General features: G+C 59.5%; 18 protein-coding genes. 15 read left to right on the top strand and 3 right to left on the bottom strand.

All coding sequences use genetic code 11. The features are described from left to right. Nucleotides 1-13 precede the first annotated feature (13 nt). The 3 genes from aat (at nt 14) to infA (ending at nt 1800) form a co-directional block, all read left to right on the top strand. On the top strand, nt 14-694 hold the full coding sequence (gene aat, locus AACY31_RS05625) for a leucyl/phenylalanyl-tRNA--protein transferase (RefSeq protein ID WP_339504083.1): 681 nt from the start codon (nt 14-16) through the stop codon (nt 692-694). A gap of 57 nt (nt 695-751) precedes the next feature. After that, nucleotides 752-1459, top strand: a complete 708-nt coding sequence (locus tag AACY31_RS05620; RefSeq protein ID WP_339481769.1) for an arginyltransferase — start codon at nt 752-754, stop codon at nt 1457-1459. 122 nt (nt 1460-1581) lie between these two features. Then, a complete protein-coding gene (infA, locus tag AACY31_RS05615) occupies nt 1582-1800 on the top strand; it encodes a translation initiation factor IF-1 (protein WP_002553999.1) in 219 nt (72 codons plus the stop codon). A 252-nt stretch (nt 1801-2052) separates the two neighbouring features. Here infA and clpA read toward each other — a convergent pair whose 3' ends face one another. Together clpA and clpS are read right to left on the bottom strand one after the other, a co-directional pair. Further along, nucleotides 2053-4323, bottom strand: coding sequence for an ATP-dependent Clp protease ATP-binding subunit ClpA (clpA, locus tag AACY31_RS05610; RefSeq protein ID WP_024616766.1), 2271 nt, complete (start codon nt 4321-4323; stop codon nt 2053-2055). 29 nt (nt 4324-4352) lie between these two features. Then, the gene (gene clpS / locus AACY31_RS05605) at nt 4353-4715 is read right to left on the bottom strand and encodes an ATP-dependent Clp protease adapter ClpS (protein WP_339481771.1); all 363 of its coding nucleotides are present in this window, start codon (nt 4713-4715) and stop codon (nt 4353-4355) included. Between the two features lie 227 nt (nt 4716-4942). Here clpS and AACY31_RS05600 point away from each other — a divergent pair, with 227 nt between their 5' ends. Then, nucleotides 4943-5212 (top strand): cold shock domain-containing protein, encoded by a 270-nt coding sequence (locus AACY31_RS05600; protein WP_445261523.1) that lies wholly within the window; start codon nt 4943-4945, stop codon nt 5210-5212. Nucleotides 5213-5289: 77 nt separating this feature from the next. On the opposite strand, the gene icd is transcribed toward AACY31_RS05600, so the two are convergent. After that, entirely contained in the window at nt 5290-6546 is a 1257-nt protein-coding gene (gene icd, locus AACY31_RS05595) for an NADP-dependent isocitrate dehydrogenase (RefSeq protein WP_018609234.1), read from the bottom strand. 482 nt (nt 6547-7028) lie between these two features. Between icd and AACY31_RS05590 the strand changes: the two genes are divergently transcribed. From AACY31_RS05590 to AACY31_RS05540, 11 genes are all read left to right on the top strand, one after another. Then, nucleotides 7029-9254, top strand: a complete 2226-nt coding sequence (locus AACY31_RS05590) for an NADP-dependent isocitrate dehydrogenase (RefSeq protein ID WP_339481772.1) — start codon at nt 7029-7031, stop codon at nt 9252-9254. A 222-nt stretch (nt 9255-9476) separates the two neighbouring features. After that, a complete protein-coding gene (locus AACY31_RS05585; RefSeq protein WP_339481774.1) occupies nt 9477-9923 on the top strand; it encodes an NUDIX hydrolase in 447 nt (148 codons plus the stop codon). A gap of 59 nt (nt 9924-9982) precedes the next feature. Continuing rightward, entirely contained in the window at nt 9983-11107 is a 1125-nt protein-coding gene (mnmA, locus tag AACY31_RS05580) for a tRNA 2-thiouridine(34) synthase MnmA (protein WP_339504081.1), read from the top strand. Continuing rightward, complete coding sequence (gene hflD / locus AACY31_RS05575; RefSeq protein WP_339481776.1) at nt 11104-11727, top strand: high frequency lysogenization protein HflD; 624 nt, start codon at nt 11104-11106, stop codon at nt 11725-11727. The genes mnmA and hflD overlap by 4 nt, the downstream gene beginning before the upstream one ends. A gap of 291 nt (nt 11728-12018) precedes the next feature. Continuing rightward, nucleotides 12019-13389 carry an adenylosuccinate lyase gene (gene purB / locus AACY31_RS05570; RefSeq protein ID WP_339481777.1) on the top strand — a complete coding sequence of 457 codons (1371 nt, stop codon included), beginning with the start codon at nt 12019-12021 and terminating at the stop codon, nt 13387-13389. 84 nt (nt 13390-13473) lie between these two features. Then, nucleotides 13474-14640 carry a ribosomal protein uL16 3-hydroxylase gene (locus AACY31_RS05565; protein WP_339504079.1) on the top strand — a complete coding sequence of 389 codons (1167 nt, stop codon included), beginning with the start codon at nt 13474-13476 and terminating at the stop codon, nt 14638-14640. Next, complete coding sequence (locus AACY31_RS05560) at nt 14633-15058, top strand: GNAT family N-acetyltransferase (RefSeq protein ID WP_339481779.1); 426 nt, start codon at nt 14633-14635, stop codon at nt 15056-15058. Before AACY31_RS05565 ends, AACY31_RS05560 begins: the two co-directional genes overlap by 8 nt. 239 nt (nt 15059-15297) lie before the next feature. Continuing rightward, on the top strand, nt 15298-16059 hold the full coding sequence (locus AACY31_RS05555) for a secretin N-terminal domain-containing protein (RefSeq protein WP_339504077.1): 762 nt from the start codon (nt 15298-15300) through the stop codon (nt 16057-16059). 454 nt (nt 16060-16513) lie between these two features. Next, nucleotides 16514-17839, top strand: a complete 1326-nt coding sequence (gene aceA, locus AACY31_RS05550; RefSeq protein WP_053123202.1) for an isocitrate lyase — start codon at nt 16514-16516, stop codon at nt 17837-17839. 658 nt (nt 17840-18497) lie between these two features. Beyond that, nucleotides 18498-18911 (top strand): NADH-quinone oxidoreductase subunit A, encoded by a 414-nt coding sequence (locus tag AACY31_RS05545; protein ID WP_030141323.1) that lies wholly within the window; start codon nt 18498-18500, stop codon nt 18909-18911. Between the two features lie 10 nt (nt 18912-18921). Beyond that, entirely contained in the window at nt 18922-19596 is a 675-nt protein-coding gene (locus AACY31_RS05540) for a NuoB/complex I 20 kDa subunit family protein (protein ID WP_013693708.1), read from the top strand. Nucleotides 19597-19607: the final 11 nt, after the last annotated feature.

The raw sequence follows: 19607 nt of genomic DNA, 5'->3' as shown, positions 1-19607 counted from the left end.
AAGCCGGATACCCATGCTGACCTGGTTACAACGCAACACCTTCGAGTTCCCGCCACTGGCAAAAGCCATGCGCGAACCCAATGGGTTATTGGCCGCTGGTGGTGATCTATCCGCCGACAGGCTGATCCAGGCCTATCGCCACGGCTGCTTCCCATGGTTTTCCGAGGGGCAACCGATCCTCTGGTGGTCGCCAGACCCACGCACGGTGTTATTTCCCGACGAACTGCACGTCTCCCGCAGCCTGGGTAAACTGCTGCGCAAGCAGCGCTATGAAGTGACGTTCGATCGGGATTTTGCGGCGGTCATCCAGGGCTGCGCCGCGCCGCGAGACTATGCCGAGAGCACCTGGATCACCGACGCCATGCAAACCGCTTATCTGGAACTGCACCGACGCGGTTTCGCCCATTCGGTGGAAGTGTGGGACCAAGGGGCGTTGGTGGGCGGCCTGTATGGCTTGGCCATGGGGCAGCTGTTTTTTGGCGAATCAATGTTCAGCCGGGCCGATAACGCCTCGAAATTGGGCTTCACCACCTTGGTCCAACACCTCAAGGCCGCCGGCTTCGTGATGATCGACTGCCAGATGCCCACCGAACATCTGCACAGCCTGGGCGCCCGCTCGATTCCACGAACTGAATTTGCGGGCTATCTCAAGGCCCACCTGGATCAACCCAACCACGCAACCTGGGTTTGCTGAGCGACATTCGCGCTCGTGGCTTACACTTAAATCTAAAAGCTTATCCGAGGGTTGATCATGACCGAGTTGGCGCGCTTGAAGTTCTATGCCACTCAGCCCCACTCTTGCAGTTACCTGCCGGAGGAACAGGCCACGACGCTGTTCCTCGACCCTAGCCAGCCCATGGATGTGCATGTCTACGCAGACCTGTCGGAAATGGGCTTTCGTCGTAGCGGCGACCACCTCTACCGGCCCCATTGCCAGCATTGCAACGCCTGCGTCCCGGCGCGCATCCCTGTGGCGCAATTTTTGCCCAATCGCCAGCAGAAACGCATTTTCAAGCGCAACGCCGACCTTCAGGTCCGCCCAGCCAAGCCGCAGTTCACCGAAGAATATTTCGACCTGTACCAGCGCTATATCGAACAACGCCATGCCGATGGCGACATGTACCCGCCCAGTCGGGATCAGTTCACGACCTTCCTGGTGCGTGACTTGCCGTTTTCCCGGTTCTACGAGTTCCGACTGGACGGACGACTGGTCGCCATCGCCGTCACGGACCTGCTGCCCAACGGGCTTTCGGCGGTGTACACCTTCTACGAGCCGGACGAAGAACGGCGCAGCCTGGGGCGGTTTGCCATCCTCTGGCAAATCAACGAAGCCCAGCGCCTGGAACTGGAAGCGGTGTACCTGGGCTACTGGATCAAGAACTGCAAGAAAATGAACTACAAGACCCAATATCGCCCCATTGAACTGCTGATTAACCAGCGGTGGGTTGTCCTGAGTTAGAACCCTTCGGCTTAAAAGCTAGAACCCCTTGGCTTGAACCCCCTTTTTCGGGCACAATGCACGCCGCTTTTGCCTGGCGCAGTTGCACCGGGCCATTCACTGGATACCGAGGGCTTTACTGCATGTCGAAAGAAGACAGCTTCGAAATGGAAGGCACTGTCGTCGACACCCTGCCCAACACCATGTTTCGTGTGGAGTTGGAAAATGGGCACGTCGTAACCGCGCATATCTCCGGCAAGATGCGCAAGAATTACATTCGTATTCTTACCGGTGACAAAGTGCGCGTCGAGCTGACGCCCTATGACTTGAGCAAAGGGCGCATCACTTACCGCGCTCGCTAACAAGTCAATACAAAACGCCCGGCTGATGCCGGGCGTTTTTGTTTGTGGGAATTGGCGGGGAAACTCAATCTTGTGCCCTGCCCAAGACAAACTGTGGGAGCGGGCTTGCTCGCGAAGACGACGGGTCAGCTTGCTCACATGCTGAATGTGCCACCGCATTCGCGAGCAAGCCCGCTCCCACAGGAGGTCGGCGTTTTCTGAAGCCAGCAAAAAGGCGCCTTGCGGCGCCTTTTGCTTTGTTGCAGCTATCGATCAGGCCATTTCGGCTGTGGTTTCGAAGTCGAAGGTCAGCTCGCCGTCCTTGATGTCGATGTGCACCACACCGCCATGTTCGGCCAGTTCGCCAAAGAGGATCTCCTCGGCCAGTGGACGCTTGATTTTGTCCTGGATCAAGCGAGCCATCGGCCGCGCGCCCATCGTCACATCGTAACCACCTTCTGCCAGCCAACTGCGGGCCGCATCGGTGACTTCCAGCAATACACGCTTGTCTTCGAGCTGCGCTTGAAGTTCGGTAAGGAACTTGTCCACCACGCTCTTGATAACCTCATGGCTGAGGCGACCAAACTGGATAATGGTGTCCAGGCGGTTGCGGAATTCAGGCGTAAAGCTCTTTTTGATCACTTCCATCGCATCGGACGAGTGGTCCTGATGGGTGAAACCGATCGAAGCGCGAGCTGCGGTTTCGGCACCAGCATTCGTGGTCATGATGACGATCACGTTGCGGAAGTCCGCCTTGCGCCCGTTGTTATCGGTGAGCGTACCGTGGTCCATGACCTGCAGGAGCAAGTTGAAGACTTCCGGATGCGCCTTCTCGATTTCGTCGAGCAACAATACGCAGTGTGGCTGCTTGGTGATGGCTTCGGTCAACAGGCCGCCCTGGTCGAAACCGACATAGCCTGGAGGCGCACCGATCAGACGCGATACGGTGTGGCGCTCCATGTACTCGGACATGTCGAAGCGAACCAGCTCGATACCCATTGCCTTGGCCAGTTGCCGTGCTGCCTCGGTCTTGCCGACACCGGTCGGACCGGCAAACAGGAACGAACCCACTGGTTTATCCGGCGACTTGAGACCGGCGCGGGACAGCTTGATGGCGGTCGACAGCGAGTCGATGGCCGCATCCTGGCCGAACACCGTCAGCTTCAGGTCACGCTCCAGGTTACGCAGCAACTCCTTATCGGAACTGGTGACGTGTTTAGGCGGAATACGCGCGATTTTCGCCACGATGTCCTCAACCTGAGGCACTTCGATGCGCTTGACGCGTTTCTCCACCGGTTGCAGGCGCTGGTAGGCACCCGCTTCGTCGATGACGTCGATGGCCTTGTCCGGCATATGCCGATCGTTGATGTAGCGCGAGGCCAGCTCAGCCGCCGCGCGCAGGGCTTCATCGCTGTACTCGATGTTGTGGTGCAACTCGAAACGCCCCTTCAGGCCGCGCAGGATGCCAATGGTGTCTTCCACCGAAGGTTCCGACACATCGACCTTCTGGAAGCGCCGGGCCAGGGCACGGTCCTTCTCGAAGATCCCGCGAAATTCCTGGAACGTGGTCGAGCCGATGCACCGGATATCACCCGATGACAGCAAGGGCTTGAGCAGGTTCGACGCATCCATGACGCCACCCGACGCCGCCCCGGCACCAATAATGGTGTGGATTTCGTCGATAAACAGAATCGCTTGCGGACGTTTTTTCAACTCGCCGAGCAACGCCTTGAAGCGTTTCTCGAAATCACCGCGGTACTTGGTACCGGCCAGCAAGGCCCCCAGGTCGAGGGAATACACCACGCTGTTGGCCAGCAGGTCTGGCACTTGGTTGTCGACGATGCGCTTGGCCAGACCTTCGGCGATTGCGGTCTTGCCTACGCCCGCCTCGCCCACCAGCAATGGGTTGTTCTTGCGACGCCGAGCCAGGATCTGGGCAACACGCTCGACTTCCGCTTCGCGCCCGACCAGCGGGTCGATACGTCCCTGACGCGCCAGCTCGTTCAGGTTGCTGGCATAAGCATCCAATGGGTTGCCTGAAGAAGAAGACTCACCGCCCTCGTCGTCCTGCATATCCTGCTCACCCTCGGAATGATCGCCATGCCCTGGTACCTTCGAGATGCCATGGGCGATGTAGTTGACGACATCGATACGCGCAACGCTCTGCTGCTTGAGCAGGAACACCGCCTGGCTTTCCTGCTCGCTGAAAATGGCAACCAGCACGTTGGCACCGGTGACTTCACGCTTGCCCGAGCTCTGCACATGGAAGACAGCACGCTGCAAGACACGCTGGAAGCCCAGGGTTGGCTGGGTTTCGCGATCCTCGTCATGAACGGGGATCAGTGGCGTGGTGGAGTCGATGAACTCCTGCAGATCGTGCTTGAGTTTATCGAGGTTCGCGCCGCAGGCACGCAAAACGGTGGCGGCAGCCTCGTTATCCAATAGGGCCAGCAGCAGGTGTTCGACGGTCATGAATTCATGACGCTTCGAACGAGCCTCCTTGAAGGCAAGATTGAGGGTGACTTCGAGCTCGCGGTTTAACATAGCTTCACCTCATACCCAAGTGGTCGGCGTTAACCGTCCTTCTCGATTTCACAGAGTAGCGGATGCTGGCTTTCCCGGGCGTACTGGTTGACCTGCATGGCCTTCGTCTCGGCGATGTCGCGGGTAAACACTCCACATACTGCCCGCCCCTCTGTATGGACGGCCAGCATGACCTTGGTCGCCAGCTCGCGATTCAGGTTAAAAAACACCTCGAGCACTTCGACGACGAAATCCATCGGTGTGTAGTCATCGTTGAACAAAACCACCTTGTACATCGGCGGTGCCTGTAATGCGGGCTTTGCTTCCTGAACAGCAATGCCCGAGGAATCGTCGTCGTGTAAATCCGGGCGATCCTGATTGAATGTTAGTCGAATCTGGCTGACTGCATGCATGGAAAGAAAGGTTCGTTTAGTTGGCGAATACAGTGATGGGGGCGTTTGTGGGCGATTTCAACCACGACCACCCGGTCACCTTGACTATCGGTAAAACGGTGTTACAACCAATAGAGCCCATCGCGGGTTAAAAAGGTCCGTGGAATCTATCTTATGCTTCAAGATTAGCCTGCGGATGGACTGGATGATACTCCAGTGATGGAGTGCGTTGCAGAGGGAAATGGGTTATGTCGGTTGTGAAGATGAATGGCAAGGTAAAGTGGTTCAACAATGCCAAGGGCTACGGCTTCATTATTGCGGCCGGCAGGGATGATGAAGACCTTTTCGCCCATTACTCGGCCATCAACATGGAAGGCTATAAAACCCTGAAGGCCGGACAGCCGGTAACGTTCGACGTCATCCAGGGACCCAAGGGTCTGCACGCGGTCAACATCAGGGTTGTCACCGTCGAAGAAACGCCCATCCCTGTCCAGGTCAGGGTCACCGAGACCCATTGACCGGCCGTCGCACCGGTCAAATGAAAATGCCCGGCTCGATCACTCGAGCCGGGCATTCGCGCTGAGCGCCGATTCGCTTACATATGCGAGATCAGAGCGTCACCGAAGCCTGAGGACGACACCAGCTTGGCACCCTCCATCAGGCGTTCGAAGTCATAGGTCACGGTCTTGGCCGAAATTGCGCCATTGGTGCCCTTGATGATCAGGTCGGCCGCTTCGGTCCACCCCATGTGACGCAGCATCATTTCCGCCGACAGGATCAGCGAGCCCGGGTTGACCTGGTCCTTGCCGGCATACTTGGGCGCGGTACCGTGGGTGGCTTCGAACATCGCCACGGTGTCGGACAGGTTGGCGCCTGGCGCAATACCGATACCACCCACTTCCGCCGCCAGGGCGTCGGACAGGTAGTCACCGTTCAGGTTCAGGGTGGCGATCACGTCATATTCAGCAGGACGCAGCAGGATCTGCTGCAACATGGCATCCGCGATGGCGTCCTTGACGACGACGTTCTTGCCGGTCTTCGGGTTCTTGAACTGCATCCACGGCCCACCGTCGAGCAGGGTCGCGCCGAACTCCTCGGCCGCCACTTCGTAAGCCCATTCCTTGAAGGCACCTTCGGTGAACTTCATGATGTTGCCTTTATGCACAATGGTCAGCGAATCGCGGTCGTTGTCGACAACATATTGCAAGGCCTTGCGAGCCAGGCGCTGGGTGCCCTGCTTGGAAACCGGCTTGACGCCGATGCCGCAGTCCTCGTCGAAACGGATCTTGGTCACGCCCATTTCTTCTTTCAGGAACTTGATGACCTTGGTGGCTTCAGCCGAACCGGCCTTCCACTCGATGCCAGCGTAGATGTCCTCGGAGTTCTCGCGGAAAATCGTCATGTCCACGTCGCCAGGCTTCTTGACCGGGCTTGGCACGCCTTCGAACCAGCGCACTGGACGCAGGCACACGTACAGGTCGAGCTGCTGGCGCAGCGCCACGTTCAACGAACGGATACCACCGCCCACCGGCGTGGTCAGCGGCCCCTTGATGGAAACGACGTAATCCTTGACCGCATCCAGGGTTTCCTGGGGTAGCCAGGTGTCCTGGTCATAGACCTGAGTCGCTTTTTCACCGGCGTAGACTTCCATCCAGGAAATCTTGCGCTTGCCGCCATAGGCCTTCTGAACCGCAGCGTCCACAACCTTGATCATGACCGGACTGATATCGACGCCAATGCCGTCGCCTTCGATGAAGGGGATGATCGGGTTGTCGGGAACATTAAGAGAATGGTCTGCATTGACGGTGATTTTGTCACCGACGGCTGGAACCTGAATCTTTTGATACCCCATGCTGAACTCCATTGCTTGGATTGAACATCTGGCTGCGTTCGAGCGTACCCCACTTGAATCGGCGCGCAAACCCTACGTTAGGCTCATCCGGGGTAAAGCGTTGCAGTTCGCGGTGTACAACCCTGAAAACCAAGGGAAAAGCGCCAAACTTGAGCATAGCCGCCCCCTTAGGTACTGCGACGTTTAGACCAATGGACGTGTACGGAAGTCTATGAACCATCGGCAGATTGCCAGCTACCTATGTATAATGCCGCCGCTGACCACAGGGTCACGCTGGCTGAGTGCTCTATCACAGGACTTTCCGTCAGTTTAGAAGCCGGACCGTTACCGCGGCCCAACCGCTTGACGCTCGACTGATGCACCCAACATCACCGCGAAGAAACCTCGACATTCGGTTCACGGATGACTTTGAACGAACGCGCTTACCCGGCGCCCCTCGAGTTTCTGCGCATGCTTTAGCAAAGAAGAGAGTTAATCCGAATATGCCCACCCGCTCGAAGATCATCTATACCTTCACCGACGAAGCGCCCGCCCTCGCCACCTATTCGCTTCTGCCGATCGTCGAAGCCTTTACCGCTTCGGCCGATATCGCCGTGGAAACCCGCGATATCTCCCTCGCAGGGCGCATCCTGGCCAGCTTCCCCGAGCAACTGGGTGACAAAGCCGTAGCCGACCACCTCGCCGAACTGGGCGACCTGGCCGTTACGCCTGAAGCCAACATCATCAAGCTGCCGAACATCAGCGCCTCGGTGCCGCAACTGCAGGCCGCGATCAAGGAATTGCAGGCCCAGGGCTACGCACTGCCGGACTACCCGGAAACCGTGACCAGCGACGCCGAGAAAGACGCTCGCGCGCGCTACGACAAAATCAAGGGCAGCGCCGTGAACCCGGTCCTGCGCGAAGGCAACTCCGACCGTCGCGCGCCGCTGTCGGTCAAGAACTACGCCCGCAAGCACCCGCACAAAATGGGCGCTTGGGCAGTCGACTCCAAGTCCCACGTGGCCCACATGAGCACCGGCGATTTCTACGGCAGCGAAAAAGCCGCCCTGATCGACGCCGCCGGCAGCGTAAAAATCGAGCTGATCGCCCAGGACGGCACTGCCACTGTCCTGAAGGAAAAAACCACCGTACAAGCCGGTGAGATCCTCGACTGCGCCGTGATGAGCAAAAACGCCCTGCGTGACTTCATCGCCGCTGAAATCGAAGATGCCAAGCAAAAAGGCGTCCTGCTGTCGGTTCACCTCAAGGCCACCATGATGAAGGTCTCCGACCCGATCATGTTCGGCCAGATCGTTGCCGAGTTCTATAAAGACGCCCTGGCCAAGCACGCACAAGTGCTGGAACAGATCGGCTTCAACCTGAACAACGGCATCGGCGACCTGTACGCCCGCATCAAAGCGCTGCCGGCCGAGCAGCAGGCGCAGATCGAAGCCGACATCCAGGCGGTCTACGCGGCGCGCCCATCCCTGGCGATGGTCAACTCCGACAAAGGCATCACCAACCTGCACGTGCCGAGCGACGTCATCGTCGACGCTTCGATGCCAGCCATGATCCGTGACTCCGGTAAGATGTGGGGCACCGACGGCCAGCTGCACGACACCAAGGCCGTGATCCCGGATCGCTGCTACGCCACCATCTACCAGGCGGTGATCGAAGACTGCAAGCAACACGGCGCCTTCGACCCAACCACCATGGGCAGCGTGCCAAACGTTGGCCTGATGGCCAAGAAAGCCGAAGAGTATGGCTCCCACGACAAGACCTTCCAGATCAAGGCCGACGGCGTGGTCCGTGTTTCGGACAACAACGGTCACACCCTGCTGGAGCAGAGCGTCGAAGCCGGCGACATCTTCCGCATGTGCCAGACCAAAGACGCGCCGATCCAGGACTGGGTCAAACTGGCCGTCAACCGTGCCCGCGCCAGCAGCACCCCAGCGATCTTCTGGCTGGACCCGATGCGCGCCCATGACGGCGTCGTGATCGAGAAAGTCCAGAGCTACCTGAAGGACTACGACACTGCTGGCCTGGACATCCGCATCATGTCGCCGGTCGACGCGATGAAGTTCACCCTGGCCCGCACCCGCGAAGGTAAGGACACCATCTCGGTGACCGGCAACGTACTGCGCGACTACCTGACCGACCTGTTCCCGATCATGGAGCTGGGCACCAGCGCCAAGATGCTGTCGATCGTGCCGCTGATGAACGGCGGCGGCCTGTTCGAAACCGGCGCCGGCGGCTCGGCACCCAAGCACGTGCAGCAACTGCTGGAAGAAAACTTCCTGCGCTGGGATTCCCTGGGCGAGTTCCTGGCCCTGGCCGCGTCCCTCGAGCACCTGGGCGTGACCTACAACAACCCGAAAGCCCTGGTGCTGGCCAAGACCCTGGACCAGGCTACCGGTGAGTTCCTGGACCGCAACAAGTCGCCTTCGCGCAAGGTCGGCGGCATCGACAACCGCGGCAGCCACTTCTACCTGACCCTGTTCTGGGCCCAGGCACTGGCCGCTCAAGACGACGACGCAGCCCTCAAGGCCCAGTTCGCTACCCTGGCCAAGACATTGACCGACAACGAAGAAAAAATCGTTGCCGAACTCAATGCCGTGCAAGGCAAGCCCATGGACATCGGCGGTTACTACTTCGCCAACCCGGAGCTGACCAGCAAGGCCATGCGCCCGAGCAACACCTTCAACGCGGCGATTGCTGCGCTGGTATAAGGTTGTAAGGAAGCACCACAAACCCCGGCCTTGTGCCGGGGTTTGTGTTTCTGGCATTTACACCATTCATCAACCAGAACCCACCCCTGTGGGAGATTCTATGCTGCAGGGGAACCCTGCAGCCTTAAATTCGGCTGATAATCGCTCTGGTTTTTCATGAGTGCAAATGCCACCCGGCCAACTGCAAGCCCCACATTCCAATCTGAGAAATAAAGGAGCCTTATGAACTGGCACCCCCACATCACCGTCGCCACCATCGTCGAAGACAACGGCCGCTTCCTGATGGTGGAAGAATCCAAGGCCGGGCGCGCAGTACTCAACCAGCCCGCCGGCCACCTGGACCCCAACGAAACCCTCATCGAAGCCGCCGTACGCGAAACCCTCGAAGAAACCGGCTGGGACGTCGAGCCCACCAGCGTCACCGGCATCTACCTCTACACCGCCCCGAGCAACGGCGTGACCTACCAGCGAGTCTGCTTCGCCGCCAAGGCCCTGAAACACCACCCCGGGTATCAACTGGACGACGGCATCCTCGGCGCCAAATGGCTGACCCGCGACGAACTGCTCGAGCAGCGCGAACACTGGCGCAGCGAGCTGATCATCCACTGCATCGACGATTATCTGGCCGGCCACCGCCACAGTCTGACGCTGATCCGTCCTTCTCTTTAGCCTTGCGCGCCCGGGCCTGATAGAATCGCGTCCTTTTTCAAGACACTCATTGAATTCCTATGCGTGATCCAGCTCCTTCTGACACATCCAAGCAGCGCGTCATAGTCGGCATGTCCGGCGGCGTGGACTCTTCCGTTTCCGCCCTTCTGCTGATCGAGCAGGGTTATGAGGTGGAAGGCCTGTTCATGAAGAACTGGGAAGAAGACGACGGAACCGAATACTGCACCGCCATGGATGACCTGGCGGACGCCCAGGCCGTGTGCGACAAGATCGGCATCAAGCTGCACACCGCCAACTTCGCCGCCGAATACTGGGATAACGTCTTCGAGCACTTCCTGGCCGAATACAAGGCCGGCCGCACGCCGAACCCGGACATCCTCTGCAACCGCGAAATCAAGTTCAAGGCGTTCCTCGACTACGCCATGATGCTCGGCGCCGACCTGATCGCCACTGGCCACTACGTGCGCCGCCGCGACATCGACGGCCGCACCGAACTGCTCAAGGGCCTGGACCCGAACAAGGACCAAAGCTATTTCCTGCATGCCGTGGGCGGCGAGCAGATCGCCAAGACCCTGTTCCCGGTAGGCGAACTGGAAAAGCCTGAAGTGCGCGCCATTGCTGAAAAACACCAGCTCGCCACCGCCAAGAAAAAGGATTCCACCGGGATCTGCTTCATTGGCGAGCGCCGTTTCAGCGATTTCCTCAAGCAATACCTGCCGGCCCAGCCGGGTGAGATCAAGACGACCGAAGGCGACGTCATCGGCCGCCACCATGGCCTGATGTACCACACCATCGGCCAGCGCCAGGGCCTGGGCATCGGCGGGCTCAAAGACGCCGGCGAAGAGCCGTGGTACGTACTGGTCAAGGACCTGGAGCACAACGAGCTGATCGTCGGCCAGGGCAACGACCATCCCTGGTTGTTTTCCCGCGCCCTGCTCGCCTCCGATATCTATTGGGTCAACCCGATCGACCTCAGCGAACCACGCCGGCTGACGGCCAAGGTTCGCTACCGCCAGAGCGACCAACCCTGCACCTTGGAAAAAACTGCCACAGGCTACCGTGCCATCTTCGATGACCCGCAGCGGGCAGTCACGCCCGGCCAGTCAGTGGTGTTCTATGACGGCGAAATCTGCCTGGGCGGCGGCGTGATCGAAGTCGCAGAGCCCTGGAGCAGCAAGGCATGACCCCCACCCAGGAACAACTGACAGCATTGGGCGGTGTGTTTCTCGCCGCCGTGCTAGTGGACAGGATCGCCAAGACCGGCCAGGCCACCGAAACGGGCGTGGCCTGCATGCTCGGCAGCCTGCTGGTTCGCGACCCCAAGGACACCCTGGAAGTCTACGGCGGTGACGACCTGAACCTGCGCGAAGGCTATCGTGCGCTGATCGGCGCCCTGGAGCGCGATCCCAGTACCCTGCAACGCGAACCGCTGCGCTATGCCCTGTCGATGCTGGGCCTTGAGCGTCAGCTGGCCAAACGCGACGACCTGCTGGAGACCATCGGCAAACGCTTGCCGCAGATCCAGTCCCAGGTCGAGCACTTCGGCCCTTCCCACGAAAACGTCGTCGCAGCCTGCGGCTCGCTGTACCAGGACACCCTGAGCACCTTGCGCCAGCGCATCCAGGTGCATGGCGACATGCGCAACCTGCAACAGCCAAGCAATGCCTCGAAGATCCGCGCGCTGTTGCTGGCCGGGATTCGCTCGGCACGGCTGTGGCGGCAGTTGGGCGGTCATCGCTGGCAACTGGTGATCAGCCGGCGCAAATTGCTTAAAGAGCTTTACCCGTTGATGCGCAACGAATAAGTCGCCTCAACCCGTTTTTTGTGGCGAGCTTGCTCCCATTGGACTTGTAGGAGCTGCCGAAGGCTGCGATCTTTTGATCTTTCGCTTGGGATTCAAGCGCCAAGGGAAAGATCGCAGCCTCGTTGCACTCGACAGCTCCTACAGACCCAGCAGGAGCAAGCGCCCTCGCCATAGGCATCAAGAGTTTTATTTCGTTACGCGTAATACGCCGGTCAGTTGGCGACGGACCGGCGATTGTTTTCATGTATGATACGCGCCCCATTTCGTTGCCCGACTGTCCGAGAACACCCCATGCAGCTCTCTTCGCTCACTGCGGTTTCCCCTGTTGACGGCCGCTACGCCGGCAAAACCCAGGCCCTGCGCCCGATTTTCAGCGAGTACGGCCTGATCCGTGCCCGCGTCCTAGTTGAAGTGCGCTGGCTCCAGCGCCTGGCCGCCCACCCTGCCATCAGCGAAGTCCCGGCGTTTTCCGCCGAAGCCAACGCGGTGCTGAACACCCTGGCAGAAAATTTTGTGCTGGAGCACGCCGAGCGCGTCAAAGAGATCGAGCGCACCACCAACCACGATGTCAAAGCCATCGAATACCTGCTCAAGGAGCAGGCGGCCAAGCTGCCGGAACTGGCCAATGTCAGCGAGTTCATCCACTTCGCCTGCACCAGCGAGGACATCAACAACCTGTCCCACGCCCTGATGCTGCGCGAAGGCCGTGATGAGGTGATGCTGCCACTGATGCGCCAGACCGCCCAGGCCATCCGCGAGCTGGCGATCCGCTTCGCCGACGTACCGATGCTCTCGCGCACCCACGGTCAGCCGGCTTCGCCGACCACCCTGGGCAAGGAACTGGCGAACGTGGTCTACCGCCTGGAACGCCAGATCACCCAGGTGGCCGCCGTGCCGCTGCTGGGCAAGATCAACGGCGCCGTGGGCAACTACAACGCCCACCTATCGGCCTACCCGGACATCGACTGGGAAGCCAACGCCCGCGCTTTCATCGAAGACGAACTAGGCCTGGGCTTCAACCCCTACACCACCCAGATCGAACCGCATGACTACATCGCCGAGCTGTTCGATGCGATCGCGCGCTTCAACACCATCCTGATCGACTTCGACCGTGACATCTGGGGCTACATTTCCCTGGGTTACTTCAAGCAGCGCACCATCGCCGGCGAAATCGGTTCCTCGACCATGCCGCACAAGGTCAACCCAATCGACTTCGAAAACTCCGAAGGCAACCTGGGCATCGCCAACGCGCTGTTCCAGCACCTGGCGAGCAAGCTGCCGATCTCCCGCTGGCAGCGCGACCTGACCGACTCCACCGTGCTGCGCAACCTGGGCGTGGGTTTTGCCCATAGCGTCATTGCCTACGAAGCCAGCCTCAAGGGCATCAGCAAGCTGGAACTGAACGAGCAGAAGATCGCCGCCGACCTGGACGCCTGCTGGGAAGTCCTGGCCGAGCCGATCCAGACCGTGATGCGTCGCTACAACATCGAAAACCCGTATGAAAAGCTCAAAGAACTGACCCGTGGCAAGGGCATCAGCCCTGAAGCGTTGCAGACTTTCATCGATGGCCTGGATATGCCTGCCGAGGCCCGCGCCGAGCTGAAGAAGCTGACACCGGCCAACTACATCGGCAACGCGGCGGCACAAGCCAAGCGCATCTGATCCACGGCTTTACCTTTGAGACGCCCGGCCGCGCCGGGCGTTTTTATTCGCGTCTGAAAAGTATATTTTTTCAATAGGTTACACATGAATCCTGATATTCCTCTGCAACTCCTGGGCGGCATCACGGCGCGGGAGTTTCTGCGCGACTACTGGCAGAAAAAACCCCTGCTGATCCGTCAGGCGATTCCTGACTTCCAGAACCCGATCGATGCCGATGAACTGGCCGGCCTGGCCCTGGAAGAAGAAGTCGAATCGCGCCTGGTGATCGAGCACGGCGAACGCCCCTGGGAATTGCGTCGCGGCCCGTTCGCCGAAGACGAATTCAGCAAGCTGCCAGAGCGCGAGTGGACCCTGCTGGTACAGGCGGTCGATCAGTTCGTACCGGAAGTCAGCGAGCTGCTGGAGAACTTCCGCTTCCTGCCGAGCTGGCGCATCGACGATGTGATGATCAGTTTCGCCGCTCCCGGCGGCAGCGTGGGTCCGCATTTCGACAACTATGACGTGTTCCTGCTGCAGGGTCACGGCCAGCGCAACTGGAAAATCGGCCAGATGTGCGACTCCGAAAGCTCCCTGCTGCCGCACGCCGACCTGCGCATCCTCGCCGAATTCGAAGCCACCGATGAGTGGACCCTGGAACCGGGCGACATGCTCTACCTGCCGCCTCGCCTGGCGCACTGCGGTGTGGCCGTGGACGACTGCATGACCTACTCGGTGGGCTTCCGTGCGCCGAGCGCCGCAGAAGTACTGACCCACTTCACCGACTTCCTCAGCCAGTTCCTGCCGGACGAAGAACGCTACACCGACGCCGACGCACGCCCTGTCGCCGACCCGCACCAGATCCAGCAGGACGCCCTCGACCGCCTCAAGGGCTTGCTGGCCGAGCACATGAGCGATGAGCGCCTGCTGCTGACCTGGTTCGGCCAGTTCATGACCGAGCCGCGCTACCCGGAACTGGTGGCGGGTCCGGACCTGGAAGAAGACGACCTGCTGGCCAGCCTGGAACAAGGCGCGGTAATCATTCGCAACCCGAGCGCGCGCCTGGCCTGGTCGGAAGTCGATGACGACCTGCTGCTGTTCGCCAGCGGCCAGAGCCGTTACCTGCCGGGCAAGCTGCGTGAACTGCTGAAAATGATCTGTGCCGCCGACGCCCTGCACATCGAAAACCTCGGTCCGTGGTTGGCCGACGAAGACGGTCGCGGCCTGGTCTGCGAGCTGGTCAAACAAGGCAGCCTGGGGTTCGCCGATGAATAAAATTCACGCTCGTGTCGCAGACTGGCAAAAGGATAACGCCGAGATCCGGCGCATTCGTGAGACCGTGTTCATTGCCGAACAGTCCGTTCCACCTGAGCTGGAATGGGATGCCGATGACCAGAATGCGGTGCATTTTTTGGCATTTGAAGGCGACTTTCCCATCGGCACCGCCCGCCTGTTGACCGACGGCCATATCGGCCGTGTCTCGGTTCTCAAGGACTGGCGCGGTCTGAAGGTGGGCGATGCGCTGATGCACGCCGTGATCGCCGAAGCCGAGAAACGTGGGCTCCAGCAACAGATGCTCAGCGCCCAGGTGCATGCCACGCCGTTCTACGAGCGACTGGGGTTTGCGGTGGTCAGCGAGGAGTTCCTGGAAGCCGGGATTCCTCATGTGGACATGGTGCGGCGCTCGGCCTGAAACCGCAGCGCGGCCATCGCGAGCAAGCTCACTCCCACAGGAGGCCGATGGTGAACCTCTGACTCATGTACACCTGTCCCCATGTGGGGCGAGCCTGCTCGCGATGAGGCCCTCAAGCCTTACCCAAAACGCCCCGCCATCCACCGATGTCGGGGCGTTTTGCCGTCTAGCATTCAACTTGCACCACCCGGGGCCGACAAACTGGCAATATCAGGCCTTTGTCTCACGGAGAAATGGACATGCTTGCACGCACCCTGCTGACCCTCTTGCTGCTTGGTAGCGACCTGTCAGCCATGGCCGACACGCAAATCGTACCGCTGAACTACCGCACCAGCGCCGACCTGCTGCCGGTGGCACAGAACTTCATCGGCAAGGACGGCCAAGTCAGCGCCTACGGCAACCAACTGATCGTCAACGCCGAACCCGGCAAGATCGAAGAACTCCGGCAATTGCTGGCCCAATTGGACACCGCGCCCAAGCGCCTGCTGATCACAGTCGACACCAACGAAAACAACCTGCAGGGCGACCAGGGCTACTCGATTAACGGTGCCGCGCCGAGCCAGACCCGCATCATCAACCGCAGCACCGCCAGCCGTGACGGCGGCGTGCAGCAGGTGCAAGCCAGCGAAGGCCAGCCGGCGCTGATCCAGGTCGGCCAGAGCGTGCCCTTCACCAGTAGCCAGAGCGATGGCTACGGCCGCCTGCATAGCCAGACCGAATACCGCAACGTCACCCAGGGTTTTTATGTCACGGCGAGCGTCACCGGCGAGACCGTTCATCTCAGTATCAGTACCAACCGTGACCGCATGAGCCAGGAACGTCCCGATGTAGTGAACGTCCAGAGTACCGACACAACGGTCAGCGGTCGCCTGGGGGAATGGATCACCCTGGCCGGCGTGAATCGCCAGACTCAAGCCGACAAGCAGGGCCTGACCCGCAGCTATTCTACCCAGGGCCGCGACGACATGATTCTGCGGGTCAAGGTCGATACCCTGAACTGAAGCACCAAAAACTGACTGATGAGTCGTATTAGACCAAAGATGTAGTGCCACAAAAAAAGCACTACAAAACGTTTGACGAGCCAAAAAACCGAAGGCATGATGGCCTCGCTCCCGCTAATCAGGGGCCCTGGCAAGGGCCTTCGGGTCGACGCTTGCAACTACCCTGCGAGCCGATTCGTGTCTGTACCGCCCACAAGGTGTGTTTGACGAGGTTGCGACTGGAACGAAGTTGTCCCGAGGGACGGAAGCGTAACTAGGTAACCCGGCATCACTCTGAGTTCGTATGAAGGCCCACGACGCCCGAATGCGCCCGCAGTTCGCCCCTACCTGCTCACTTTCCCCTCGAGCCCATCGTTCATCCCGTCGCCTCCCCGCCTGAACCGACTTGTACGCCACCCCTGGTCGGCAGGAGCAGGAATTTTCCACCAAGACCTATGCGACGAGGTTTATCTCCATGGCACTGACACGCGAACAGCAAATTGCAGCCCTTGAAAAAGACTGGGCTGAAAACCCGCGCTGGAAAGGCGTGAAGCGCAATTATTCCGCTGCTGACGTCGTCCGTCTGCGTGGCTCGGTTCAACCTGAGCACACCTTTGCGAAACTGGGCGCCGAGAAGCTCTGGAACCTGGTCACCCAGGGCGCCAAGCCAGCCTTCCGTCCCGAGAAAGATTTCGTCAACTGCATGGGTGCCCTGACCGGCGGCCAGGCTGTGCAGCAAGTCAAAGCCGGCATCCAGGCGATCTACCTGTCGGGCTGGCAAGTGGCCGCGGACAACAACTCCGCCGAGTCGATGTACCCTGACCAGTCGCTGTACCCGGTGGATTCGGTTCCAACCGTGGTCAAACGCATCAACAACTCGTTCCGTCGCGCCGACCAGATCCAGTGGAAAGCCGGCAAGAACCCGGGCGACGAAGGCTACATCGACTACTTCGCGCCGATCGTGGCTGACGCTGAAGCCGGCTTCGGTGGTGTTCTGAACGCCTACGAGCTGATGAAGAGCATGATCGAGGCAGGCGCCGCCGGCGTTCACTTCGAAGACCAATTGGCTTCGGTGAAGAAATGCGGCCACATGGGCGGCAAGGTACTGGTTCCAACCCAGGAAGCCGTACAGAAGCTGACCGCCGCCCGCCTGGCTGCCGACGTTGCCGGTGTACCGACCATCATCCTGGCCCGTACCGACGCCAACGCCGCTGACCTGCTGACCTCCGACTGCGACCCGTACGACCAGCCGTTCGTGACCGGCACCCGCACCCAGGAAGGCTTCTACAAGGTGCGCGCCGGTCTCGACCAGGCCATCGCCCGCGGTTTGGCCTACGCGCCATACGCCGACCTGATCTGGTGCGAAACCGCCAAGCCGGACCTGGACGAGGCTCGTCGCTTCGCCGAAGCGATCAAGAAGGAATACCCGGACCAACTGCTGTCGTACAACTGCTCGCCTTCCTTCAACTGGAAGAAAAACCTGGACGACGCGACCATCGCCAAGTTCCAGCGCGAACTGTCCGCCATGGGCTACAAGCACCAGTTCATCACCCTGGCCGGCATTCACAACATGTGGCACAGCATGTTCAACCTGGCGCACGACTACGCCCGCAACGACATGACCGCCTACGTGAAGCTGCAAGAGCAAGAGTTCGCTGACGCCGCCAAGGGCTACACCTTCGTGGCTCACCAGCAGGAAGTGGGCACCGGCTACTTCGACGACATGACCACCGTGATCCAGGGTGGCACTTCGTCGGTCACCGCACTGACCGGTTCCACCGAAGAAGAACAGTTCCACTGACCCACGCCGTAAACGGCCCTTGCGGACCGAGTAAAAGCTAACCGCAAAGCCGATGATCTAACGCCCCGACTGGTTCGGGGCTTTTTTTCGCCTATGCTTCGAGAGGCAACACACTTCCCTTCAAAGCAACCTAGTGGAGCAAGGCTTGCCCGCGATGAACGATAACGCGGTCCGTCTGGAAAGATCCCCTCGCCGGCATCGCGAACACGCTTTGCCCCCACCGAGGCATTCCCATACACAAATCTGCGAACCGATAAAAAAATTGATCGAACGCAGTATTGGGCTGCCTGAAAAAGAGTAAAACGGCCGGCGCTGACAGTTGCAGTAGCGAGCATGTAAGAAGAGTTCTCAGCCGCTGTGCCGGGTTATTGATGAAAAAGCCAGGCAAACAATAATAATTATCATTTAGGCTGGTGTTTCGTTGTTACGCCCTGCACGAAATATTATTGACGAATAAACGGTCAATGCCCGCCCGGCCGGGGCCGCAGGGCCATGGAGGCGCGCTATGTCCTTATTCCAATAAATAATTTCGCTATAGGAATTTTACTTGCCCGGTGTTTAGCCATAAAATCACCGCGATTGATTGCTGCGACATATCGTCACTGCGTTATTTCTTTTCAAGCTCAGAGACCTTTGCTCTCTGTTAAGGATTTCCAGCATGCCCGAAGCGACAGGACTCATGGCCCACAACTGGGGCTTTGCCATTTTCCTTCTGGGCGTTGTCGGCCTCTGCGCCTTCATGCTCGGGGTATCGAGCCTGCTCGGGTCAAAAGCCTGGGGCCGCAGCAAAAACGAACCGTTCGAGTCCGGCATGCTACCTACCGGTGGCGCCCGCTTGCGGCTCTCAGCCAAATTCTATCTGGTCGCGATGCTCTTCGTGATCTTCGATATCGAAGCCCTCTTTCTCTTTGCATGGTCTGTGTCCGTCCGCGAAAGCGGCTGGACCGGATTCGTCGAAGCTCTCGTTTTCATAGCAATTCTGTTGGCAGGTCTTGTCTACCTTTACCGAGTGGGGGCGCTTGATTGGGCTCCGGAAGCTCGGCGCAAGCGGCAAGCGAAGCTGAAACAATGAGGCTTTGGCAATGCAATACAATCTCACCAGGATCGACCCCGATGCTCCTAACGAGCAGTATCCGATTGGCGAACGGGAAACCGTCGCCGATCCGTTAGAAGATCAAGTCCACAAAAACATCTTCATGGGCAAGCTCGAAGACGTGCTGAACAGCACGGTCAACTGGGGTCGCAAGAACTCCCTGTGGCCGTACAACTTCGGCCTTTCGTGCTGCTACGTGGAAATGACCACCGCCTTCACGGCGCCCCACGACATCGCGCGCTTTGGCGCCGAAGTGATCCGGGCATCGCCACGCCAGGCGGATTTCATGGTTATCGCCGGTACCTGCTTCATCAAGATGGCGCCGATCATCCAGCGTCTCTACGAGCAAATGCTCGAGCCCAAGTGGGTTATCTCCATGGGTTCGTGCGCCAACTCCGGTGGCATGTACGACATCTACTCCGTCGTTCAAGGGGTGGACAAGTTCCTGCCCGTGGACGTCTACGTGCCCGGCTGCCCGCCTCGCCCTGAAGCTTTCCTGCAAGGCCTGATGTTGTTGCAGGAGTCGATTGGCCAGGAGCGTCGCCCACTGTCCTGGGTCGTTGGCGATCAAGGCGTCTATCGCGCCGACATGCCATCGCAAAAGGAACAGCGCCGCGAACAGCGTATCGCAGTCACCAACCTGCGCAGCCCCGACGAAGTCTGATCCAGCTCTGT

The sequence above is a fragment of the Pseudomonas sp. RL_105y_Pfl2_101 genome, from assembly GCF_963970585.1.
In the GTDB taxonomy this organism is placed as follows: domain Bacteria; phylum Pseudomonadota; class Gammaproteobacteria; order Pseudomonadales; family Pseudomonadaceae; genus Aquipseudomonas.
This window is presented reverse-complemented; position numbering and strand designations above follow the sequence as displayed.